This is a genomic window from Paucisalibacillus globulus DSM 18846 (genome assembly GCF_000482485.1).
GTDB lineage: Bacteria > Bacillota > Bacilli > Bacillales > Amphibacillaceae > Ornithinibacillus > Ornithinibacillus globulus.
Genome location: NZ_KI519436.1, coordinates 217,438 through 237,420 on the forward strand (window position 1 = coordinate 217,438; position 19,983 = coordinate 237,420).

Genomic DNA, 19,983 nt, shown 5'->3' on the forward strand with positions numbered 1-19,983 from the left:
AATGAAAGTGTAATGATGCATTTTGTATGATAAAGATATCTCACAATTATATATGGGACTATAATTAATTAGGGGTGTTGGGCATGAAAACTAAAAAGCAGCCATATAGTCGATATAGTAAACAGATAAAATTAGAAGCGGTTCGACGTGTTCTAGAGGAAGAGCAACCTGTTCAGGAGGTTATCTTAGACTTAGGCATAAGGCATCGTGATAATGTGTATGAATGGATCAAAAAATATAAAAAAGAAGGTTCTAATGCCTTTGAACGATCTATTCATCATGTGGAGAAAGAAAGTAAACAAGATTCAGTTGAAAAACAAATTGAAGAACTAAAAATGGAAGTAGAGGAATTGAAATCTTACTTACATATTCTTCTCCAAGGGGAAGAAGAAAAGTATAAAGCAATTGTAACATTGGAAGATCAGTATCCAATTGACTCCCTTTGTAGTGCGTTAGATGTACCTAAAGTTGAGTTTTTGGAGTACAGACAACGTGCTATGAATAACTAGGTGCATTTAGAGAAGCGTTACTCAGTGGGGGCGAACTACCTCCACTGAGATTAGGAAAACAAAGGAATACTATTATCATGAACGAAGTATTTTACCTGTTATCTTTAATTGAGTCAGCAATCAGTTGAATCTTTTCATCAATTTCGTGCTGGATGTTTAGTAGCCAATCATCATACATATCAAGAAACATTCTTTTTTGATAGTAGAGAACAAGTTCGTCAAATAATACCTTTTTTCTTATGGGGTCTATTTCAACACTACACACTTGTAGGGGCTGTATAAAATTAGCTAAATCAAAATAGATGTCACCATCTAAACTAATATATTCACGTCCAATTAGTAAATACGATTCTAAATTATTCGCTCGCAATATTCGTTTCAAATGATTTAATGCCACCCGTAAATTGTTCTGTGCACTACTTAAATCATTTTCTTTCCAAAATTCTTCAATCAAATCCTCTCTTGTTGAAGGGTTATGATAAGCTAAATAAGCTAGTAAATTCTTAGCTTTACGCTGATTCCATTTTCCTTCAACCTCTACACCTTTGTACTTTACAGAAAATCCATTAATGATGTTTATCTCTAAAGTAGTAAATGAGTCAGAAATTAATTCCTCAATATTATTTACAAACTCCTGTTCCATAATGGAATTAAAGTTACCAGATATACCTTCTTTAATGAAGTGTCCAACTAGTGTGGTAAAGCTATTTGGATTATCTAACGGAACGAGATTAGAGGAATTTGGCACGATATAACTTATGGATTTTTTTAAATAGCTTTGATAAAGATTCGTTTGTTGAATTGGAAATAGTGGATCTTTATCCCCTTGAATAAGTAGAACTTCTTTATCGATTGCTCTCAGATCATTAAGTGATACGGTATCTGCGACCAGTTTAAAATAGTTAAAATAAGTCCTTTGTTCCACTTTAGCATATGCCTTCATCAATAATATTTCCTTTTCAGGTGTAAGGTTATGAACAATTTGATGAATCATATTCTTCGATAGCTCCGACATATCGCCGTTAGTTACCAATTTTTTTCGCTTTTGTAATTCCTTTTGGGTTATATTCTTAGGAAAATACATATAAACAGAGGTTAAAATAATCTTTTTAACTTTTTCTGGAAACTTTTCATTAAATTTAACAGCTAAGTTACCACCGAATCCTAACCCAATCAAATGAAATCTATCTAAATTAAGTTCTGATATTAATAAATGGAAGTCCTCTAGTAATATATCCCACGTCAGAGGATCTGTCTGTCCTTTCGTTGTACCATGGCCCCTCATATCAAATGTGAGAATATGATAATATTTTTGTAGACAGGGGATTAATGGTTCCCAAGTTGTAGAGTCTAACCCCATGCCGTGTATCAGAACGATATAATCAGTATTCTCTTTTGGGGAATAATATAAATGATAATTAATATCTATTTTTTTTACTTTTAAACGCATTCGTGTATAATTCTCCTATTAGTTACTATAAAGTATTGATAAGGTGATTATAGTATAAATAGGACTATTTTACTATTTAATACTATAGTAAAAGTAGGATTGCTTATCACTTTCATGAAGTTTTAGGGGAAGGATGTGTTCTTGATGTACGTAACCATTCCAGAACTAGCAGAATATTTATCCATGAACGAACAGAGAGTGAAGTCATTGATATTACAAGGTAAAATTCGTACCATTCATGATGGGAAACAATTTCTTGTCAATAAAGGACAGTTTACTACCTATTTTGAGCAAGTTGAGAAATATAAATTGTTGATTCAGGAATATTTTCAAGAGCCAATTCCTGAAGATATTGATGTAAAAGATGAAGATTAGGAGACTTTAAATATGTCATTTCGAAACCATGAGCAACAAAGAAACAGTACGATGAATTTTGAAGTAAAGAAACAGATTGAATTGTTGCCATTCTTATTAGAACAGATGTCTAATCGGAGTAGAAACTCAGTCAAATCCATATTAACTCGTGGACAGGTAAAAATTGATGATCATATTGAGACAAAGCATAATTATCAATTGAAGCCCGGTCAACAAGTTAGCGTAATAAAAAATAAAGTTGCAGTAAAGGAAAGTACATTAATTGGATTTGAAATCTTATATGAGGATAATTCAATCATTGTCATAAATAAAGATGCTGGTATCCTTACCATTGCAACGGAAAAAGAAAAGAAAAGAACGGTTCTACATCAATTGATGGACCATGTTAGGCGAAAGAACGCTAGCAATCGCGTTTTTGTTGTTCATCGTCTAGATAAGGAAACTTCTGGTGTCATGATGTTTGCAAAAAGTGAAAAGGTAAAACGAAAGCTTCAAGATAATTGGAGGGAAATAGTTAAAGAACGTACTTATGTAGCGTTGGTGGAAGGGGAAGTAAATAAGCCAGAAGGAACTATAAAATCATGGTTAAAGGAAAGTAAAACGCATCTAATGTACTCGGTACAAGATAGGAACGGACAACTTGCTATCACCCATTACCGCCGAATTCAAGGGAATAAAAAGTTTACGCTACTTGAGACGCAATTAGAAACAGGTCGTAAAAACCAAATCCGTGTACATATGAGTGATATAGGGCATCCCGTGGTAGGAGATAAAAAATACGGCGCAACGACAAACGAAATTGGTAGACTGGGCCTCCATGCAAAAATATTATCATTTAATCACCCAGTTACCGATAAATTAATGCTGTTTAGGGCAGATGTGCCAAAGTCATTCATGGCGAAGAGCAGGTAGTCTGAAAAGGATTATTTGTTAAGGACATTTGAGTATGGAATCTAATCATGTGTTCATAAACAAGTCGCATGTGGAAGAAAAACAATGTTATCTACCCACTTTTTATCAAGGGCACCACATTAAAGTGGTGCCTTTTCAATTACTCGTCCTTGCTGGCCGACTGTAGTATCGGCAAATCTCAAGGAATTAATGATTGCTTCTTCAGTAGCTTCTGCTACTGCTTGGAATAGCTGACTCATTGCTTTATGATCGTCTCGAAGATAGGTAATAGAATCCAAATGATTATTCGCATTATGTTGATATGTATTTGCAGTTGAAAAAGCTATGGCAATATCACCACTGCCATTATCCATATGACTACCAACCCGCCCAAGCCCTGCAGCTGTTCGTTTTGCCATCCTCTTTAGTTGCCTGTCATACAGCGGTGCATCGGTTGCAATAACAATCATAATGGATCCATCCGTGCTATTTGGGTTTTTCTTTTTAGGAAAGTCTGCAAATAAGGCATCACTACTTTTACCAAAATTGCTTAGTACTAGACAACCTACCGTATATTTGACCTTTGCCGCTGTTACAATACGGGAAGCAGTACCAATTCCCCCTTTATAACCAAAGCAAATCATTCCCTTACCCGCACCGACTGCCCCTTGTTCACTGGCACTACTTTTAGCATGTTGAATGGCTTCGATTGCATGCTCAGGTTTTACGGATTGAAGTCTCATTGAATTAAGAAAACCATCATTACATTCGCCAACGACTACATTTAATGTTCCCGCTGAATTTCCAAGCTCATTATTTTGCTCTAACATATAGGTAACAGTACCTTCTATAACTGGACCTATACTAAAAGTGTTTGTGAGCATAATAGGAGATTCAATCAATCCTAATTCATCCACTTGTACAAGTCCACTAGTTTTCCCGTATCCATTAATCACGTAGGAAGCTGCTCTAACCTTTTCATAGAAAAGGTTACCTGAATGAGGGAGGATTGCGGTTACGCCACTACAAATAGTTTCCTCTTCATTTATTACTTCATATAAAGTCTTATGCCCAACTTTTACACCACCCACATCAGTAATACAATTTTTTTCCCCTTTTTGCAATACCAAAAGAATTTCCCCCTTTACTTCTACCATTACTATTATTATGTACGATATTGTATGGTTAATCACCTAATTCTTTCAATCAAACTACTAACTTTTAGAAGAACCAATAATGGCAACTTCATCCCTTCTATCGAACAAATGGAAAAATGTATTTGGGTAATGTAAACTTATACATAGAATACGGAGGGAATAACTATGAATATAAAACCTTTACTATATCAAGTTCTTATTATGGCCGCCATTTGGATTGGTATGTTATTTTTTGTCGATGATATGAATCGTTTGAGTAAGATGATTTTCTATATCGTGACATCATGGCTATTATTATTAATGGTACTATTTGTGAAAGAAGTAATTCGAAGTAAAAAGAATTCTAACTAAATTTTCTTTATGGGAAGGGCTTTTCTATGCTTACTATTGAAAACTTACAAAAATCTTATGGAGATAAGATTTTATTTAAAGATATAACATGTACGATTACAGAACAAGACCGTATTGGTTTAATTGGGGTCAATGGAACCGGAAAATCGAGTTTTTTAAAAGTAATTGCCGGTATCGATTCTTCTGAGGCGGGAAGTATTCAAGCCCCAAAAGACTATCGTATTGAGTATTTACCACAAGAGGTTGCTCTGGATCCTAATCTGTCTGTCATGGAGCAGATTTATTATGGAGAAGCAACCATTATGAAAGTAATGCGTGACTATGAAAGTATACTGCAACAATTAACGCAGGATCCTGAAAATGTTAGGATCCAAGAAACATTAATGAAGGCCCAACAAAAAATGGATGAGTATGAAGCTTGGGAAGCTAATACAGCTGCAAAAACAATATTAACTAAGCTTGGTATTTCAGATTTTAATCAAAAGATTACCGAACTATCCGGAGGGCAAAGGAAGCGTATTGCGATAGCAAAAGCATTAATTCAGCCTGCGGATCTTTTAATATTAGATGAGCCGACAAACCATTTAGATAACGAGACTGTTGAATGGTTGGAAAAGTATTTACAAAGCTTTAAGGGAGCACTTCTGCTTGTAACACATGATAGGTATTTTTTAAATCGGGTAACCAATAAAATCTTTGAACTCGATAAAGGAAATCTATATGTGTATGAAGGGAATTATGAAATATTCCTTGAGAAAAAAGCGGAGAGGGAAGAACTAGAACGCAGTAACCAACAGAAACATGCGAATACATTAAGAAGAGAATTAGCATGGCTGAAAGCTGGTGTTAAAGCTAGAGGAACAAAGCAGAAAGCTAGAATTGAACGAGTACATGAAATGAAGGAAAAGTCGTTTCATACAGACCAGAGTAATGTAGAGTTTCAAGTAGGATCTACCCGCCTTGGTAAACAGGTTATGGAATTAGTTGAAATTGAGAAGTCCTATGAGGGGCGAAAGATTATAAATAACTTTAGCCAGTTAATCATTCCGGGAGATAGAATTGGTATTATTGGGCCAAATGGTTCTGGGAAAACAACATTACTTAATATTATGGCGCAACGTATTCAAGCCGAACATGGGGAAGTAAACATCGGGGAAACAGTAAAAATAGGTTACTATACTCAAGGTGATGAAGAATTAGATGGTGAAATGCGTGTTGTTGATTATATTAAAGAAGTGGCAGAAGTAATCCACACGAAGGATGGGGCTGTCATTACTGCAGAACAAATGTTAGAGCGGTTCTTGTTTCCACGTTCAGAGCAATATAATTATATTCGTAAGCTTTCCGGTGGAGAGCGCCGTCGTCTTTACCTGTTGAAAATATTAATGGCAGAGCCTAATGTACTATTTTTAGATGAGCCTACCAATGATTTAGATACACAAACTTTAGGGGTCTTAGAGGAATATTTGGATCACTTTCCAGGTGTAGTTATTACCGTTTCCCATGATCGTTACTTCCTAGACCGTGTCGTAGAGAAGTTAATAGTATTTGAGGGAAATGGCTATATTAGTTCATTTTTAGGAAATTACAGTGAGTACAAAGAAAAATATCAACCTGAAGAAAAGAAAGTCCATAAAATAATTAAAGAAGAAGTAAAGCCGAAACAGAAAAAGAAACTTTCTTATATGGAACAAAAGGAATGGAATGAGATTGAAGCCCAAATAGCGGCCTTAGAAGAAAAGGTAATCGAGTTAGAAGAAGGAATTGGCGAGGCTGGAAGTGACTCGGAAAAAGTTCAAAACCTATTTGCTGAACAACAAAAGGTACAAGAAGAGCTTGATGTTAAAATGGAACGTTGGGAAGAGCTTTCTTTACTGATAGAAGAATTTGAAAATCAAAATTAGGATAGAATCATTGGTTCTATCCTAATTTAATAGTTAAGAAAGTAAAAGTGCTTTCCTCCGACATAAGAAAAACTACCACATTCGTTAAAAGATGAACGAATGTGAGTTCTTCTGATAGTAAAGGAAGGGTGGTTATATTGAAGCAAATCTACAGTGATGTTATACAATTTCGTGGCTCTCACTATGATTTTGGATTCATGCAGGGAGAATTATTAAAGGATTCCTTAACAATTGAAAATAGAAAACGAATCTGGAAAATACGGAAACAGCATTTTGTCATTGAAGAACAAGAAGTGAAAAATGCAATACTACCCTTTGCCCCAGGAATTTGGGAGGAATTATTAGGATTACAAGATGCTCTTCAGTGGGATATGGAGGAAGTTCTTAGAGAATTTGGAGGATATCGTCTACATTATATGCGAAGTGGCTGTTCTATATTTACGAATTCGGATTACATGATTAGAAATTATGATTATCATCCTAAAACCTATGAGGGAAGATATACCATTTTCTCCCCAACTGATCAAGGATATGCTGTTATTGGTCCTTCACAACGAATTACGGGCAGAATGGATGGAATGAATGAACGGGGTCTCGCAATTGGCTATAACTTCATGCATCGTAGGAAACCAGGCGATGGCTTTATATGCAATATGATTGGTAGAATGGTACTCGAAAATTGTGCAAATGTGGATGAAGCAGTTCAAATGCTTGAGGAAGTACCCCATCGCCATTCCTTTAGCTATGTTGTCTTAGATCAATCAGGAGAGACATTTATTGTAGAAGCGACCCCAAGAGGTACTCATGTACGTAGCTCAAATGTCTGTACGAACCATTTTGAGATACTAAAACATGAAAATCGCTACCATTTAGATGATTCCTTTAAGCGGATGGCAGCAATTAAACGTCAGGAGCATAGTGCTACGGATGGTTATCAGGCATTCCGCATGATGAATGATTCGGATAAAGGGATTTTCTCAGACCAATATAAAAATTGGGCAGGCACCATTCACACTTCAGCTTATTTTCCAAAGGAATTAAAGGCATGGTTTGCATTGGGTGGTGATCGTGAACCGGTTATATTTGATTTTGGAAAATGGTTAGAGGGTGAAAAGGTAAGGTTAAAACGGATTTTAGGAGAAGTGGATACGGACCTTCCTTTTGTGCATATGGATAAGAACATAAGATAATATGTTTAAATCTAATAATGTTACAAAAGATAAGGATAGCTTTTTTAAGTAGATAGGAAAGTATAAAAAACTTTCCGCCGACATAAGAAAAACTAACACATTCGCAAAAGGACGAGCGAATGCGAGTTTTTCTAAGTAGTTAGGAAAGTATAAAAAACTTTCCGCCGACATAAGAAAAACTAACACATTCGCAAAAGGACGAGCGAATGCGAGTTTTTCTAAACTTTTTCCTAGGAGGAATTCCTGTGAAGTTGTTTCAAGTTCGTAAAGGTCAGTTTGTCTTTTATCAAAATGAATTACACAAAGTTTATGCTGTCAAACCAATGTTTAAAAAATCTATTCATCTTTATCGGATGAAAGATATGAAACAGATATTAACAAGTGCCAATGAAATATCATTGTATAAGCCGAAACATAATGATACATTTATTTTTTATGGCAAGCGGTATACCATTGATGAGAATAAAAGGCCTAATCCCGGTGATTACATATTAATCATTAAGCCAGCACCAGATTTTCTAGATCATTATTCTTTAAATTCTATTGAAAAGGTGTCAAGTGTAGAAGATGGGAATGTTGTTACAACAAGAGATAATGGTGTAAAACATAATGAATATGTCGTATTGGTTCCGGGAAGGCAAGAGGCTAGCCAGGAAATTGCCTATTATGATAAAAGCTTAGTTCCAGAAGAACAACAAATTCAGGATGAATCTATTTCGTATTTAACAGATAGTGATGAAGACGTAATTAAACCAGTAGTAGGCGATGTCTTCCTAGACGTAGAAAACAAAACTAAAACAATGGTAATCGCCATGACAGATACAGAAGTAATCTTAGGCCATGGCAAACAGGTTCATATTACAGAATTAATGGATGAGGAAAAATATAAAGTGGTTTTTCGAATCCTTGAAGATCTTTGATGCTTAGCTCCCAATTTTCTGGGAGCTATTCTTGTATGTAGAATTTGTTAATACATAGTATGAAAGTAACATTTTTAAGTAGTTCATCAAAATAGGACATATATTTATTCAACACCCCGAATTTTCTTAATGCAATTATAATTTTGGGGAGGAAATGTATTCATGAAATTTTCAATCAAAGGTATCGTAATAAGTACAGTTTTAGCGACTGTTGTAGTAATATCTGGAGCTGCGTCAGTACTAGCAGAAGAAAGTAATCAGGGTAGTCTAACAGTCACAGAATCCAAAGATACAACGACTAATGTAGATACTGTAGTAGAAGAAACAAACTCTGATGAAATAATAACGGAAGAAGTAAAAGAAAAGACAGATGAAGTGGAAGCAGGATTAATCCCTGGAGACTTTTTCTACTTTATTGAAGAAATGCAAGAAAAAATTAAATTAGCATTAACATTCAATGATTATAAAAAGAGTCAATTTTTAGCAGAACTAGCTGCTGAACGTATTGCAGAAGCAAATGCACTAATTCAAGAAGATAAATATGAAGAAGCTGGAGAATTACTTCAAACAGCTTTAACGAATAACGAAAAAGCACAACTAACACTTGGCGAAAATGCTGACGAGGAAGCAGATTTTGAAAGTACAATACTGGATTCCGTTGAAGAAGGAACTGTGGGAGATAGTGAAGGAGATAAGGAAACTGATGAAGCGGTAGAGAAAGAGGAATCAGTAGATGTTGAAGAAGTTGCACAAGTTAAAATGAAAATTGCCAACAACATCCATGCTCTTTCAGCTGTTCTTGCACAAATCGATAATCCGAAAGCACAAGCCGCTATCATGACAAATATTGAAAAATCATTTGCAAAGTTAGCAGAGAAAATTGAGAAAAGAGCTAATAAAGATGTAAATAAGGATGAGGTTGAATTAGAAGAAGTGGTAACAGATGGAACAGTTACAGTGGAAGAATCTGAAAAAAAAGTAACATTAACTGTTGTGGCACCAGAAACAGATGTTGAAGAACTTGAAATAGTAGAAGTTGCAAAATCAGGCAATAAAAAGGCTGAAAAAGAAACTGAAAAAGCTCAAAAGAAAGCTGAGAAGGTTGTAGATAAGGCAGAGAAGAAAGCTGAAAAGGCATTAGAAAAAGCCGAAAAGAAACAAAACAACGGAAACAACGTAAATAATGGTAATAAAGGTAAAAAAGACAATGTAAAAGGCAATAATGGGAATAATAATAACTAAGTATAAGTAGTTAAAAGTGCTTAGAGGTATTTAATAAATAACCTCTAAGCACTTTTTAATACTGGTTAACAGGCTGTAAGAATCCCATTAAATTTTGACTTATAATTTTGTTCGAATTTCCCACAACTCTGGAAAAAAATAATGATCTAATACTTTCTTAAGATACCCAACACCTGAAGTGCCACCAGTACCAGTTTTATGTCCAATAATCCGTTCTACCGTTTTCATATGACGGAATCGCCACTGTTGGAACCAGTCTTCAATATCAACAAGCTTCTCAGCTAATTGATAAAGATCCCAGTACGTATCTTTATTTCGATAGACTTCTAACCATGCGTCTTCTACGGTCGGATCCTGCTCGTACTTATTAAAAAAATTTCGATTTAAAATATGCTGATTAATACTAAAACCCTGTTTACTCAGTGCTTGAATCGAAACATCATAAAGTCCAGGTGCTTCAAATGCTGTTTTTAAACGTTTATGTAGAGTAGGATTCTTTTCATAGATTTTTACAATATGGGGTGTCTTGTATCCCAGAACAAATTCAACTAATCGATATTGATACGATTGGAAACCGGAAGCATTTCCTAAAAAATTACGGAATTCCATGTATTCAGCAGGTGTTAGGGTCGAGAGCACATCCCAGGACTGAATTATTTGAGATTGTATTTTGGAAACACGAGCAAGCATTTTAAAAGCGGATTGATATTCATCCTTTTGAATGGCTTCGGTTGCAGCCTCGATTTCATGTATCATGAGTTTTAACCATAGCTCACTTACTTGGTGAATAACGATAAATAACATTTCATCGTGATGGTCAGAAAGCCGCTTTTGGCTATCTAGTAATAATTCGAGTTGTAAATAATCACCATATGTCATCTTTTCTTTGAAATCTGTATGGGCACCAGTGTCATCGGAGTAAAATTCCATTAAATAATCTTCACGCATGTTGATTTTCCTCCTTAAGCGGACGTAAAGCAGCTCGTACTGGACTACCATCTGAACCAACAATTCTTAGAGGTAGAGCAACTAACTCGTATTCCCCACTTTCTACATCGTCAAGCATGATATTTTCTAAAATATGAATACCATTACGATGAAGTGCGTGATGAGTGTCTAGCGTTTTACTAGTAATTGGATCCACAGAAGGCATATCTACTCCTAGTAAAAAAACGCCTTTTCTTGCTAGGTAGTCACCGATAGTAGGGTCTAGAAATGGTAGTACTTCTGGAAAGGACGTTGGATTATTTGGAAGTGATGTGTGAAGTAATAATCGTTTCACACCATCTAAATTAAAGTTATCTAATACTTCCGGTGTAATGATTTCATAGTTGCTAACGTCAATGACAAGTGCTTCACCGATATACGTTTCGATTGGAATTTGTTCTATGGTTTCTCCATCATTATCGAAGTGAAAGGGGGAATCAACATGGGTTCCCATATGGACACTCGTAGTAATCTTCCCTACATTAGCAGAGCCAGTTTGTTCTTTTGTAGCCGCTACTTCATATTGAAAAGGTCTATCTCCTGGCCAGTGTGCCATATCGTTTGTTAAGGGTTGTGTAATATCAATCCATTTTGTCATTAGGCAATTACTCCTCTTGTATTTTCGAATTTTTTATAACGTTCTTCTTCCATGATTTTTTTCAGAGTATGAACAGTTCTCCATACTTCTTCAAATGTATTATACAAAGCTACCGGTGCTAGTCTTATTCCGTTAGGGCTACGGAAATCAGGAATAATACCACTGGCTTTTAAGGCTTTACAAATACTTGCTGCATGTTGGTGTATTAAGTAAATATGACCACCACGACTAACATGGTCTCTTGGAGACGTTATTTCAAATGGATAGTCAGTTAACTCATTCTCCACTAATTCGATGAGATAGTCTGTTAACTGTAATGATTTTTTCCGAATAGCATTAATCCCTGCTTCATGGAATAACTCTAATGAGCCAGTTAGTGGTGCAATGCTTAAAACATGTGGTGTACCTATCTGATAAGCACCTGCTGTTTTGGCAGGGGTTAACTCATGTTCTAAGTCAAATTGTTTTTCTTTGGCAGAACTAAACCAACCAGAAAGTCCTGGTTCTTGACCAAGATGTTTCTCATTGACATAAATACCACCAACACTCCCAGGACCACCATTTAAGTGTTTGTACGTACACCAAAAGGCAAAGTCAACACCCCATTTGGACAACTCATGTGGAATGGAACCAATGGAGTGACATAAGTCAAAGCCAACAACTATCCCTCGTTCATGTGCTACTTGTGTAATCTTCTGCATATCTAAAATTTGACCGCTACGGTAAAGGACACTTGGAAGAATAATTACTGCGATATCCTCTGTCATGGCAGTAATGATATCCTTTGTTTCTAGGAAATGACCATCTTTGCTTTTAACTTGAACGAGATGTTCATCCGGTAAGTATCCCTTCAACAGAAGTTGACTCTTAATCGCGTATATGTCTGAAGGGAAATTTAATTCATCTGCTAGAATCTTTGTCTTTTTCCCTTTAGGTTTATAAAAACTAGCAAGGAGTTGGTGCAGGTTAGTAGTGGTGGAGCCAGTAGCAATAAGTTCCTCAGGTTTACCCCCGAGAAGGCTTGCAAATTGATTTCCGATTTTCTCTGATAAATAAAACCAGGGATGCTTTCCTTCCGTCCAGCCATCAATCGCTAGTGTTTTCCAGGAATCAAGGATAGTTAGTACACTTTTCTCAGAGCGTTTGGATAATAATCCTAAAGAATTTCCATCCAAATATATCTTATCGGTTGAAACATAAAATTCTTTTCGGAAATTATTTAAAGAATCATGTTGATCGAGAACTCGACTGTATTCTCTACTTGTATTCACTAAATTCACCTCTGTTTCTTTTGGTAAGCATTTTTCATATTCATTGTAACAAAAATATTTAGTTTTTTAATAATAATTGAAAAAAATAAATAATATGTTTATACTGATGTCAGATATATGAAATGGCATTTCATATATTGAAACGGAGGGATGGGTAGAACCATGTACGTGTCAAATAAGGTAAAGGACTTACCACCGTATCTTTTTTCTAAGTTCCAGAAAAGAAAAGAGGAATTAAAGGCAAAAGGTGTGGATGTTATCGATTTAGGAATTGGGGCACCAGACCTACCAACTCCAAAGTTTATTATTGATAAGCTTTGTGAAGAGGTACAACATTCTGCTAATCACCGATATTCACCCTATGATGGTAGTAAAGAATTTAGGGAAGCAGTGGCTTACTTTTACAAGAATCATTATGGGGTAGAGTTAGATCCAGAGACAGAAGTGTTAACATTAATCGGTTCTAAAGAAGGTATTGCAAATCTTATTCAAGCTGCTATAAATCCTGGTGATACGGTGCTTATTCCAGATCCAGGATATCCGGTTTATCAAACTGCGGTACACTTAGCTGGTGGTAAAAGTACGTATCTTCCGTTGAATACACAAAAAGGCTATGTACCAATGTATGACCACGTATCAGATCAGGATAAACAGAATGCCAAGCTAATGTTTCTAAATTACCCAGGTAATCCAACGGCAGCTACTGTTGAATTAAAGACTTTTTTGGAAGCGATTACATTTGGTGAACAAAATAACATAGTAGTTATCCATGATGCTGCATATGACTTAGTTACGTTTGATGGCTATAAGTCACCAAGTATTCTTCAAGTACCAAATGCGAAAGAAATCGCTGTCGAGTTTGGTTCATTATCCAAGAGCTTTAACATGACTGGATGGCGGATTGGGTATGTAGTAGGGAACAAGGAATTGATTAAAGCTCTTCACACGTATAAGAGTAATATCGATACTAGCCAATTTCTAGCCATTCAAAGAGCTGCAGCACTAGCTTTAAGAAGCAATTTATCAGATGTAGAAAAACATAGTGAAATATTTAAGGAAAGAATGGAACGAATGTATCAAGGTTTAACAGAAGCTGGTTTTCAAGTTGAAAAGCCACGGGGTTCGATATTTATTTGGCCAAAGATTCCTGCAGGGTATACATCAGCAGAATTTGCAGAAAGACTTTTGGAGGAAGCTGGGGTGATTGTAACTCCTGGTACAGCCTTTGGCCCTTCTGGGGAAGGGTATATTCGAATATCTTTATCAGTAGATTTAGAACGTATTGATGAAGTAATTAATAGAATAAAGGAATTTACAAGTAAGGGTGTGAAATCGTCATGAGTACGGGGATAAAAATAAGAATGAACGCAGCACAGGCAATTGTAGAATGTATGAAAAGAGAAAGCATAAATAAGGTATTTTGTGTACCAGGTGAAAGCTACTTACCTCTCTTAGATGCACTATATGACGAACCATCCATTGATCTGGTTTCAGCAAGGCATGAGGGCGGAGCATCGTTTATGGCGGAAGGATATGCGAAAGCTTCTCATAAACCAGGTGTAGTACTTGCGACAAGAGGGGTTGGGGCTGCTAATCTAACCATTGGGGTTCATACAGCTTATCAGGACTCCACACCAATGGTTGTTTTCCTTGGGCAGGTGCATAGTAAGTTTCGTGGTCGTGAAGGATTCCAAGAAGTAGATTTGGATCAATTTTTCAAACCGATAACCAAATGGGCAGTTGAGGTAAAGGATCCAGAGAGAATGCCGGAACTTGTTGGAAGAGCATTTCGAATTGCTCGTTCTGGAAGACCAGGGCCAGTAGTTGTTTCTCTCCCTGAGGATGTGCTTCCAATTGAAACGGAAATGCATTTTGGTCCAGTAATAACCATACCAAAACCAGCACCTTCTAATGAAGAGGTTATTTCAATGGAGAGCTTCCTCCTAAAGTCTAAAAAGCCACTTATTATTGCAGGTGGTGGCGTTAAACTTTCCCAAGCAGAGGAAGAATTAATTAGCTTTGCTGAAAAACTACAAATTCCAGTAATGGCTGCTTTTCGTCGGCATGATGTTTTTCCAAATAACCATGATTTATATGCTGGACATTTAGGCTTAGGGACACCAAAACAGGTAATTGAAACGGTCAAGGAAGCGGATTTGGTTATAGCGCTGGGAACGAGGTTGTCAGAAGTAACAACACAAGATTATTCCCTGTTATCTCCAGACCAAAAGCTAATTCATGTTGATATTGAACACGATGTGATTGGAAAGGTTTATCCTCCTGATTTGGCCATAATAGCAGATATGAAAAAGGCGTTAGAGGCATTTGAGGAGATAAAGCTAAATAGTATATGGGCAACATGGGCTGAAGAAAGTCGTCTTCGTTATGAGACTGTAAGTAGATTGGTAGTGACTGACAAAGAAGTCATCAATATGCATGTAATTCAAGCTCTTGTAGACATGTTACCAGCGGATGCATTAATCACGAATGATGCTGGAAACTTTGCAGGGTGGCTACATGGATTCTATCCCTTTACAGAAAAGAATACTTATGTTGGACCGACTTCTGGAGCAATGGGCTACGGGCTACCAGCAGCAATTGGTGCAAAGCTAGCTTTATCGAATAGGGTAGTTGTTTCGCTTTCAGGTGATGGTGGTTTTATGATGACGTTCCAAGAACTTGAGACAGCTGTAAGAGAAAAGGTGCCAGTAATTGCACTAGTATTCAACAATAATAGTTATGGAACCATCCGTATGCACCAGGAAATGCATTATCCAGAAAGAGTGATTGGAACTGATTTAGGTGCGGTTTCCTTTACTTCCTTGGCGAATGGCGTTGGAGCACAAGGATTCACGGTACATACGATCAGTGACTTCCAACATGCTCTAAATCAAGCATTGAATAATGATCTGCCATCAGTTATCGAAATCATGACTGATGTAGAGAATATCTCGGTTTCATCAAGCCTATCATCATTGAGGGGATAAGCCAATAACATATAGAAGTAAATAATATTAGGAGGTTATTACGAATGGTAGAAGTAAAAACAAAAAAACTAACAAACTTTATTAATGGAGAATGGGTGAATGTAGAAAAGACTACACCTGTTATTAATCCTGCAACTGGCGAAACAATTCTAGATGTTCCATTATCAGATGCAGATAGTGTAAATGCGGCAGTTAAAGCTGCTAAGATAGCACAAAAAGATTGGGCATTAGTTCCAGCACCACAGCGTGCGGAAGTATTATATCGAGTAGGTTATTTATTAAAAGAAAGAAAAGAAGAATTATCTCAGCTTCTAACAATGGAAAATGGCAAGGTTATTGAAGAAGCACGTGGGGAAGTTCAAGAAGGAATTGACATGGCGTTTTATATGGCAGGAGAAGGGCGTCGGTTATTTGGGCAAACAACACCTGCTGAACTAAAAGATAAATTTGCAATGAGCATACGTGCCCCAATTGGAGTAGTTGGTATTATAACTCCTTGGAACTTTCCAATCGCAATCGCAACCTGGAAGTCGTTCCCGGCAATTGTTGCTGGTAATGCAGTGGTATGGAAGCCTGCAACAGAAACGCCAATTATGGCGTATGAGCTAGCAAAAATCTTTGAAGAGGCTGGCCTACCAAAAGGTGTTATTAACGTTGTATTTGGTAGTGGGTCTGAAGTTGGTGATGCTATGGTTCATCATGACGATATTCGCGTGATCTCTTTCACGGGGTCAAATGATGTTGGACGTAATATCGCCGCAGAATGTGGTCGCCAACTGAAAAAGGTTTCCTTAGAAATGGGCGGGAAGAACGCAGTAATTGTCATGGATGATGCAGACTTAGATCTAGCAGTAGAAGGTATTTTATGGAGTGCCTTTGGAACAAGTGGCCAGCGCTGTACGGCATGTAGTCGTGTAATTGTTCATGAAGATGTGAAAGAGGCATTGGAGGAACGCTTACTAGTTGCAATGGAAAAATTAACAATTGGTAATGGATTAGATTCTGCCAATAAAGTTGGACCAATCATTAATAAAGCAGGTATCGAAAAAATTAAACAATATATTGAAATTGGAAAAGAAGAAGGTGCAAAACTCCTCGCCGGTGGATATGAGTTAACAGAAGGGGACCATGCAAATGGAAGCTATTTTGCACCAACATTATTTACAAATGTTAAAGGATCCATGCGCATCGCTCTAGAAGAAATCTTCGGTCCAGTAGTTTCACTAGTTCCAGTAAAAAGCTTTGAAGAAGCTATCGAAGTAAATAATAGTGTAACATACGGCCTTTCAAGCTCTATCTTCACAAGAGATGTAAACCGAGTATTCAAAGCACAACGCGACCTAGACACAGGAATCGTTTACGTAAACGCCGGAACAACCGGAGCAGAAATCCATCTACCATTCGGAGGAACAAAAGGCACAGGTAACGGCCACCGTGACTCCGGCACCCAAGCCCTAGACGTCTACACCGAATGGAAATCAGTATACGTGGATTACAGCGGTAAATTGCAACGTGCACAGATTGATGTGGAGTAATGTCCGAATTAATTTTTATTAATTTCACGTTATTAATCGAAGAGGAAAATTAAGTGATTGCACTGAGCGGCCCGAATACACGGAGACTCCCGCGGGAACAGTGGCAAGGGTGAGACCCCACAGAGCTTTAGCTCGAGGAGGCTCACCGCCACCCGCAGGAAAGCGGAGTGTATTCGGGACGCGGGTAGCATAAGACAATTAATATATTTCACAAAAGGAGTGATTCGATGAAAATCGGAGTACTAGGATCAGGATTAATGGGAAAAGAAGCCGCACGCGACCTAACACAAAGCGAAGGAATAACAGCAATAGGCCTAGCAGACATCGACCTAACACGCGCGCAAGAAGTAGTAGACCAATTAAACTCACCAAAACTAACTGCCTATCAAGTGAACGCATCAGATGAACAGGAACTAGCAAACTTCATGCGTCAATTTGACGTCATCATAAACGCGCTATTCTATTCCTTTAACGAAATAGTAGCAAAAACAGCAATCCAAGTCGGGGTAAACTCCGTTGATCTCGGTGGTCATATCGGACATATCACCGATAAGGTATTGGATATGCATGAAGATGCTGAAGTTGCAAACGTAACATTAATCCCTGACCTTGGCGTAGCACCAGGAATGATTAACATTCTTTCAGGCTATGGTGCTAGTAAATTAGATGAATTAACATCTATTAAACTATATGTTGGTGGAATACCGGTCAAACCAGAGCCGCCACTTGAGTATTACCATGTGTTTTCAATGGAGGGTCTGTTCGACCATTACACAGATCCATCCCTTATTATTCGAAACGGGGTAAAACAGGAAGTCCCTTCATTATCAGAGGTAGAGCGACTTCATTTTGAAAAGTTTGGTCCATTAGAAGCATTCCATACCTCTGGTGGGACATCTACATTATCAGTCTCATATCCAGACATTGATACACTTGAATACAAGACCATTCGTTACCCAGGTCACGCGGAGAAGTTCCAATTATTAGTTGATTTAAATCTTACCCGCAATGATTATGAGGTTGAATTACGAGGTCAGAAGATTAATCCAAGGGAAGTTTTCTTAAAAGTTCTTGACCCGATTGTTGAACTAGGAGATAGAGATGATGCTGTACTTCTGCGTGTTGTTGTTTCCGGAATGAGGGCCGGAGAGGAAACAACTTATCAGTATGAAATGGCCACATTTAAAGATCGTGAACATAATGTAACGGCGATGGCAAGAGCAACAGCTAATACGATTTCTGTCGTTGCGCAAATGATTGGAAATGGAACAATTGCTAAGAAGGGTGTATACCCACCAGAGCAAAGTGTACCTGGTGATGTATACATTAACGAGATGGGCAAACGTGGTGTTCAAATTAAGGAATCCGTTCAAACCGCTAGTTCTAAAGTAAAGTCTTAAAGACAATCATCCCTCTGCATAAAACGTAGAGGGACCTTTTTCTAATTGCGAACGCAAGGGGAATAGAAATGAATCAAAGTGTAAAGAAAGCACTTAATCTATTAAATTTATTCAATGAAAAAAACTATGAACTTTCACTAAAGGAAATTTCCAAACGATCCAATCTTCCAAAGCCAACAGCCTATCGTCTACTTACGACCCTTGAATCGATGAACTATGTTTATAAAGTAAAGGAAAATGAGCATGATAGTCGTTATCGACTTGGGCTTAAGCTTTTAGAGTTAGGCCAACTTGTTTCCGACCAATTGGAGGTTAGGAGAATAGCTTTTCCTTATATGGAAAGCCTAGCAAATGATATTCAAGAGGCGGTGCACCTTGTAGTAACGAACCATAACGAAGCAACTTATATTGAGAAGGTCGAAAGCTCAAAGGCTATACGATTATATACGAGGATAGGTAAGAACTCTGCTCTATATGTTGGTTCAGGACCAAAACTTTTATTAGCGAATCTATCCAAGGAAAAACAAGAGATTATTCTAAATCAAGCAGAAGCAGAGGGAAGAATTAATCGTGAAGAATTTGAACAGGAACTTCACAGCATACGCTTAGATGGTTATTCTTACAGCAATGGTGAACAAGATGAAAATACAACAGGCATATCATTTCCAATCTATGATTATCAAAGCCGTGTTGTCGCAGCATTAACGATTAGTGGTCTGTCTACTTATTTCGAAGGTGATAATCTAAATAAAATCAAAATGAAATCAGAAGAAACGGCCGCAATAATATCTAGGAAACTAGGGTTTCGTGGTTTCGTCCAAGGAGTGGTAGACTAAATGAATACCGTTTTTATTGCAGGACATGCTAGATTGCCATCTGGAATGGCTGCGCAAAATATGTATGAAACCTTAACCATCACTGCTGAAATTGATCAGAAATATGGCGTTATTGTGGCTGCAAGTTGTACGTTAGCTACAGAACATGGCCGAGACTTTGTCCATCATTTATTACGTGGGTACAGTTTGCAAGATGGTATAGAGGGACCTGTAAAAGATGTTAAAAGGTATTATATGGGGAAAGCTGGAAATGCGATTTCTTCTGCGTTAAAGGATTTATATAAGCAGTATGAGTTGTATTTGGAGAAGAGGGTCAATACCTCTTTAGAATAGAGAATATGATATCCATAAAAAGAAACAGAAACTATCAATTGCGATAG

The 19,983-nt window shown here is 37.1% G+C and carries 19 protein-coding genes; 14 read left to right on the plus strand and 5 right to left on the minus strand.

Going from position 1 to position 19,983, the window contains the following annotated elements; genetic code table 11:
* The first annotated feature begins 83 nt into the window (after window positions 1–83).
* Complete coding sequence (locus K332_RS0114850; protein WP_026908173.1) at window positions 84–509, plus strand: transposase; 426 nt, start codon at window positions 84–86, stop codon at window positions 507–509.
* Window positions 510–600: 91 nt separating this feature from the next.
* On the opposite strand, the gene K332_RS0114855 is transcribed toward K332_RS0114850, so the two are convergent.
* Window positions 601–1,959 carry an alpha/beta hydrolase gene (locus K332_RS0114855; protein WP_026908174.1) on the minus strand — a complete coding sequence of 453 codons (1,359 nt, stop codon included), beginning with the start codon at window positions 1,957–1,959 and terminating at the stop codon, window positions 601–603.
* Between the two features lie 144 nt (window positions 1,960–2,103).
* Between K332_RS0114855 and K332_RS0114860 the strand changes: the two genes are divergently transcribed.
* Both K332_RS0114860 and K332_RS0114865 read left to right on the plus strand, forming a co-directional pair.
* The gene (locus K332_RS0114860; RefSeq protein ID WP_026908175.1) at window positions 2,104–2,334 is read left to right on the plus strand and encodes a helix-turn-helix domain-containing protein; all 231 of its coding nucleotides are present in this window, start codon (window positions 2,104–2,106) and stop codon (window positions 2,332–2,334) included.
* Window positions 2,335–2,346: 12 nt separating this feature from the next.
* Window positions 2,347–3,246 (plus strand): RluA family pseudouridine synthase, encoded by a 900-nt coding sequence (locus K332_RS0114865; protein WP_026908176.1) that lies wholly within the window; start codon window positions 2,347–2,349, stop codon window positions 3,244–3,246.
* A gap of 119 nt (window positions 3,247–3,365) precedes the next feature.
* Here the strand turns inward: K332_RS0114865 and K332_RS0114870 are convergent, their stop codons facing one another.
* A complete protein-coding gene (locus K332_RS0114870; RefSeq protein WP_026908177.1) occupies window positions 3,366–4,355 on the minus strand; it encodes a P1 family peptidase in 990 nt (329 codons plus the stop codon).
* Window positions 4,356–4,547: 192 nt separating this feature from the next.
* Here K332_RS0114870 and K332_RS0114875 point away from each other — a divergent pair, with 192 nt between their 5' ends.
* The 5 genes from K332_RS0114875 to K332_RS23335 all read left to right on the plus strand — a co-directional run bounded on the left by K332_RS0114875 (window position 4,548) and on the right by K332_RS23335 (window position 9,989).
* Window positions 4,548–4,733 (plus strand): hypothetical protein, encoded by a 186-nt coding sequence (locus K332_RS0114875; protein ID WP_245604705.1) that lies wholly within the window; start codon window positions 4,548–4,550, stop codon window positions 4,731–4,733.
* A gap of 26 nt (window positions 4,734–4,759) precedes the next feature.
* Entirely contained in the window at window positions 4,760–6,637 is a 1,878-nt protein-coding gene (locus K332_RS0114880; protein WP_026908179.1) for an ABC-F family ATP-binding cassette domain-containing protein, read from the plus strand.
* A 137-nt stretch (window positions 6,638–6,774) separates the two neighbouring features.
* Window positions 6,775–7,827, plus strand: a complete 1,053-nt coding sequence (locus K332_RS0114885; protein ID WP_026908180.1) for a C45 family autoproteolytic acyltransferase/hydrolase — start codon at window positions 6,775–6,777, stop codon at window positions 7,825–7,827.
* Window positions 7,828–8,072: 245 nt separating this feature from the next.
* Entirely contained in the window at window positions 8,073–8,747 is a 675-nt protein-coding gene (locus tag K332_RS0114890; protein WP_026908181.1) for a hypothetical protein, read from the plus strand.
* 162 nt (window positions 8,748–8,909) lie between these two features.
* Window positions 8,910–9,989: a DUF5667 domain-containing protein gene (locus tag K332_RS23335; protein WP_026908182.1), complete on the plus strand. Its 1,080-nt coding sequence runs from the start codon at window positions 8,910–8,912 to the stop codon at window positions 9,987–9,989.
* A gap of 99 nt (window positions 9,990–10,088) precedes the next feature.
* On the opposite strand, the gene kynA is transcribed toward K332_RS23335, so the two are convergent.
* The 3 genes from kynA to kynU are packed head-to-tail and all read right to left on the minus strand — an operon-like array spanning window position 10,089 to window position 12,845.
* On the minus strand, window positions 10,089–10,919 hold the full coding sequence (gene kynA, locus K332_RS0114900; protein ID WP_026908183.1) for a tryptophan 2,3-dioxygenase: 831 nt from the start codon (window positions 10,917–10,919) through the stop codon (window positions 10,089–10,091).
* 10 nt (window positions 10,920–10,929) lie between these two features.
* Window positions 10,930–11,574 (minus strand): arylformamidase, encoded by a 645-nt coding sequence (gene kynB, locus K332_RS0114905; protein WP_026908184.1) that lies wholly within the window; start codon window positions 11,572–11,574, stop codon window positions 10,930–10,932.
* Window positions 11,574–12,845 (minus strand): kynureninase, encoded by a 1,272-nt coding sequence (kynU, locus tag K332_RS0114910; protein ID WP_026908185.1) that lies wholly within the window; start codon window positions 12,843–12,845, stop codon window positions 11,574–11,576. Before kynU ends, kynB begins: the two co-directional genes overlap by 1 nt.
* 162 nt (window positions 12,846–13,007) lie before the next feature.
* Between kynU and K332_RS0114915 the strand changes: the two genes are divergently transcribed.
* The 6 genes from K332_RS0114915 (at window position 13,008) to K332_RS0114940 (ending at window position 19,936) form a co-directional block, all read left to right on the plus strand.
* Window positions 13,008–14,186 (plus strand): LL-diaminopimelate aminotransferase, encoded by a 1,179-nt coding sequence (locus K332_RS0114915; protein ID WP_026908186.1) that lies wholly within the window; start codon window positions 13,008–13,010, stop codon window positions 14,184–14,186.
* On the plus strand, window positions 14,183–15,832 hold the full coding sequence (locus K332_RS0114920) for a thiamine pyrophosphate-dependent enzyme (protein ID WP_026908187.1): 1,650 nt from the start codon (window positions 14,183–14,185) through the stop codon (window positions 15,830–15,832). Before K332_RS0114915 ends, K332_RS0114920 begins: the two co-directional genes overlap by 4 nt.
* Window positions 15,833–15,876: 44 nt before the next feature.
* The gene (locus tag K332_RS0114925) at window positions 15,877–17,367 is read left to right on the plus strand and encodes an aldehyde dehydrogenase family protein (RefSeq protein ID WP_026908188.1); all 1,491 of its coding nucleotides are present in this window, start codon (window positions 15,877–15,879) and stop codon (window positions 17,365–17,367) included.
* Between the two features lie 227 nt (window positions 17,368–17,594).
* Window positions 17,595–18,767 (plus strand): saccharopine dehydrogenase family protein, encoded by a 1,173-nt coding sequence (locus K332_RS0114930; protein WP_026908189.1) that lies wholly within the window; start codon window positions 17,595–17,597, stop codon window positions 18,765–18,767.
* Window positions 18,768–18,835: 68 nt separating this feature from the next.
* Window positions 18,836–19,603: an IclR family transcriptional regulator gene (locus K332_RS0114935; protein ID WP_026908190.1), complete on the plus strand. Its 768-nt coding sequence runs from the start codon at window positions 18,836–18,838 to the stop codon at window positions 19,601–19,603.
* The gene (locus tag K332_RS0114940) at window positions 19,604–19,936 is read left to right on the plus strand and encodes a DUF3870 domain-containing protein (RefSeq protein ID WP_026908191.1); all 333 of its coding nucleotides are present in this window, start codon (window positions 19,604–19,606) and stop codon (window positions 19,934–19,936) included.
* Window positions 19,937–19,983: the final 47 nt, after the last annotated feature.

Excerpts from the sequence above, each read along its gene's own strand:
- K332_RS0114865 (WP_026908176.1), top strand. The coding sequence starts at position 2,347 with ATGTCATTTCGAAACCATGAGCAACAAAGAAACAGTACGATGAATTTT.
- K332_RS0114875 (WP_245604705.1), top strand. The coding sequence starts at position 4,548 with ATGAATATAAAACCTTTACTATATCAAGTTCTTATTATGGCCGCCATT.
- K332_RS0114920 (WP_026908187.1), top strand. The coding sequence starts at position 14,183 with ATGAGTACGGGGATAAAAATAAGAATGAACGCAGCACAGGCAATTGTA.
- K332_RS23335 (WP_026908182.1), top strand. The coding sequence starts at position 8,910 with ATGAAATTTTCAATCAAAGGTATCGTAATAAGTACAGTTTTAGCGACT.
- kynA (WP_026908183.1), bottom strand. The coding sequence starts at position 10,919 with ATGGAATTTTACTCCGATGACACTGGTGCCCATACAGATTTCAAAGAA.
- K332_RS0114855 (WP_026908174.1), bottom strand. The coding sequence starts at position 1,959 with ATGCGTTTAAAAGTAAAAAAAATAGATATTAATTATCATTTATATTAT.
- K332_RS0114850 (WP_026908173.1), top strand. The coding sequence starts at position 84 with ATGAAAACTAAAAAGCAGCCATATAGTCGATATAGTAAACAGATAAAA.
- K332_RS0114925 (WP_026908188.1), top strand. The coding sequence starts at position 15,877 with ATGGTAGAAGTAAAAACAAAAAAACTAACAAACTTTATTAATGGAGAA.
- K332_RS0114940 (WP_026908191.1), top strand. The coding sequence starts at position 19,604 with ATGAATACCGTTTTTATTGCAGGACATGCTAGATTGCCATCTGGAATG.
- K332_RS0114935 (WP_026908190.1), top strand. The coding sequence starts at position 18,836 with ATGAATCAAAGTGTAAAGAAAGCACTTAATCTATTAAATTTATTCAAT.
- K332_RS0114880 (WP_026908179.1), top strand. The coding sequence starts at position 4,760 with ATGCTTACTATTGAAAACTTACAAAAATCTTATGGAGATAAGATTTTA.
- K332_RS0114860 (WP_026908175.1), top strand. The coding sequence starts at position 2,104 with ATGTACGTAACCATTCCAGAACTAGCAGAATATTTATCCATGAACGAA.
- K332_RS0114930 (WP_026908189.1), top strand. The coding sequence starts at position 17,595 with ATGAAAATCGGAGTACTAGGATCAGGATTAATGGGAAAAGAAGCCGCA.
- K332_RS0114915 (WP_026908186.1), top strand. The coding sequence starts at position 13,008 with ATGTACGTGTCAAATAAGGTAAAGGACTTACCACCGTATCTTTTTTCT.
- kynB (WP_026908184.1), bottom strand. The coding sequence starts at position 11,574 with ATGACAAAATGGATTGATATTACACAACCCTTAACAAACGATATGGCA.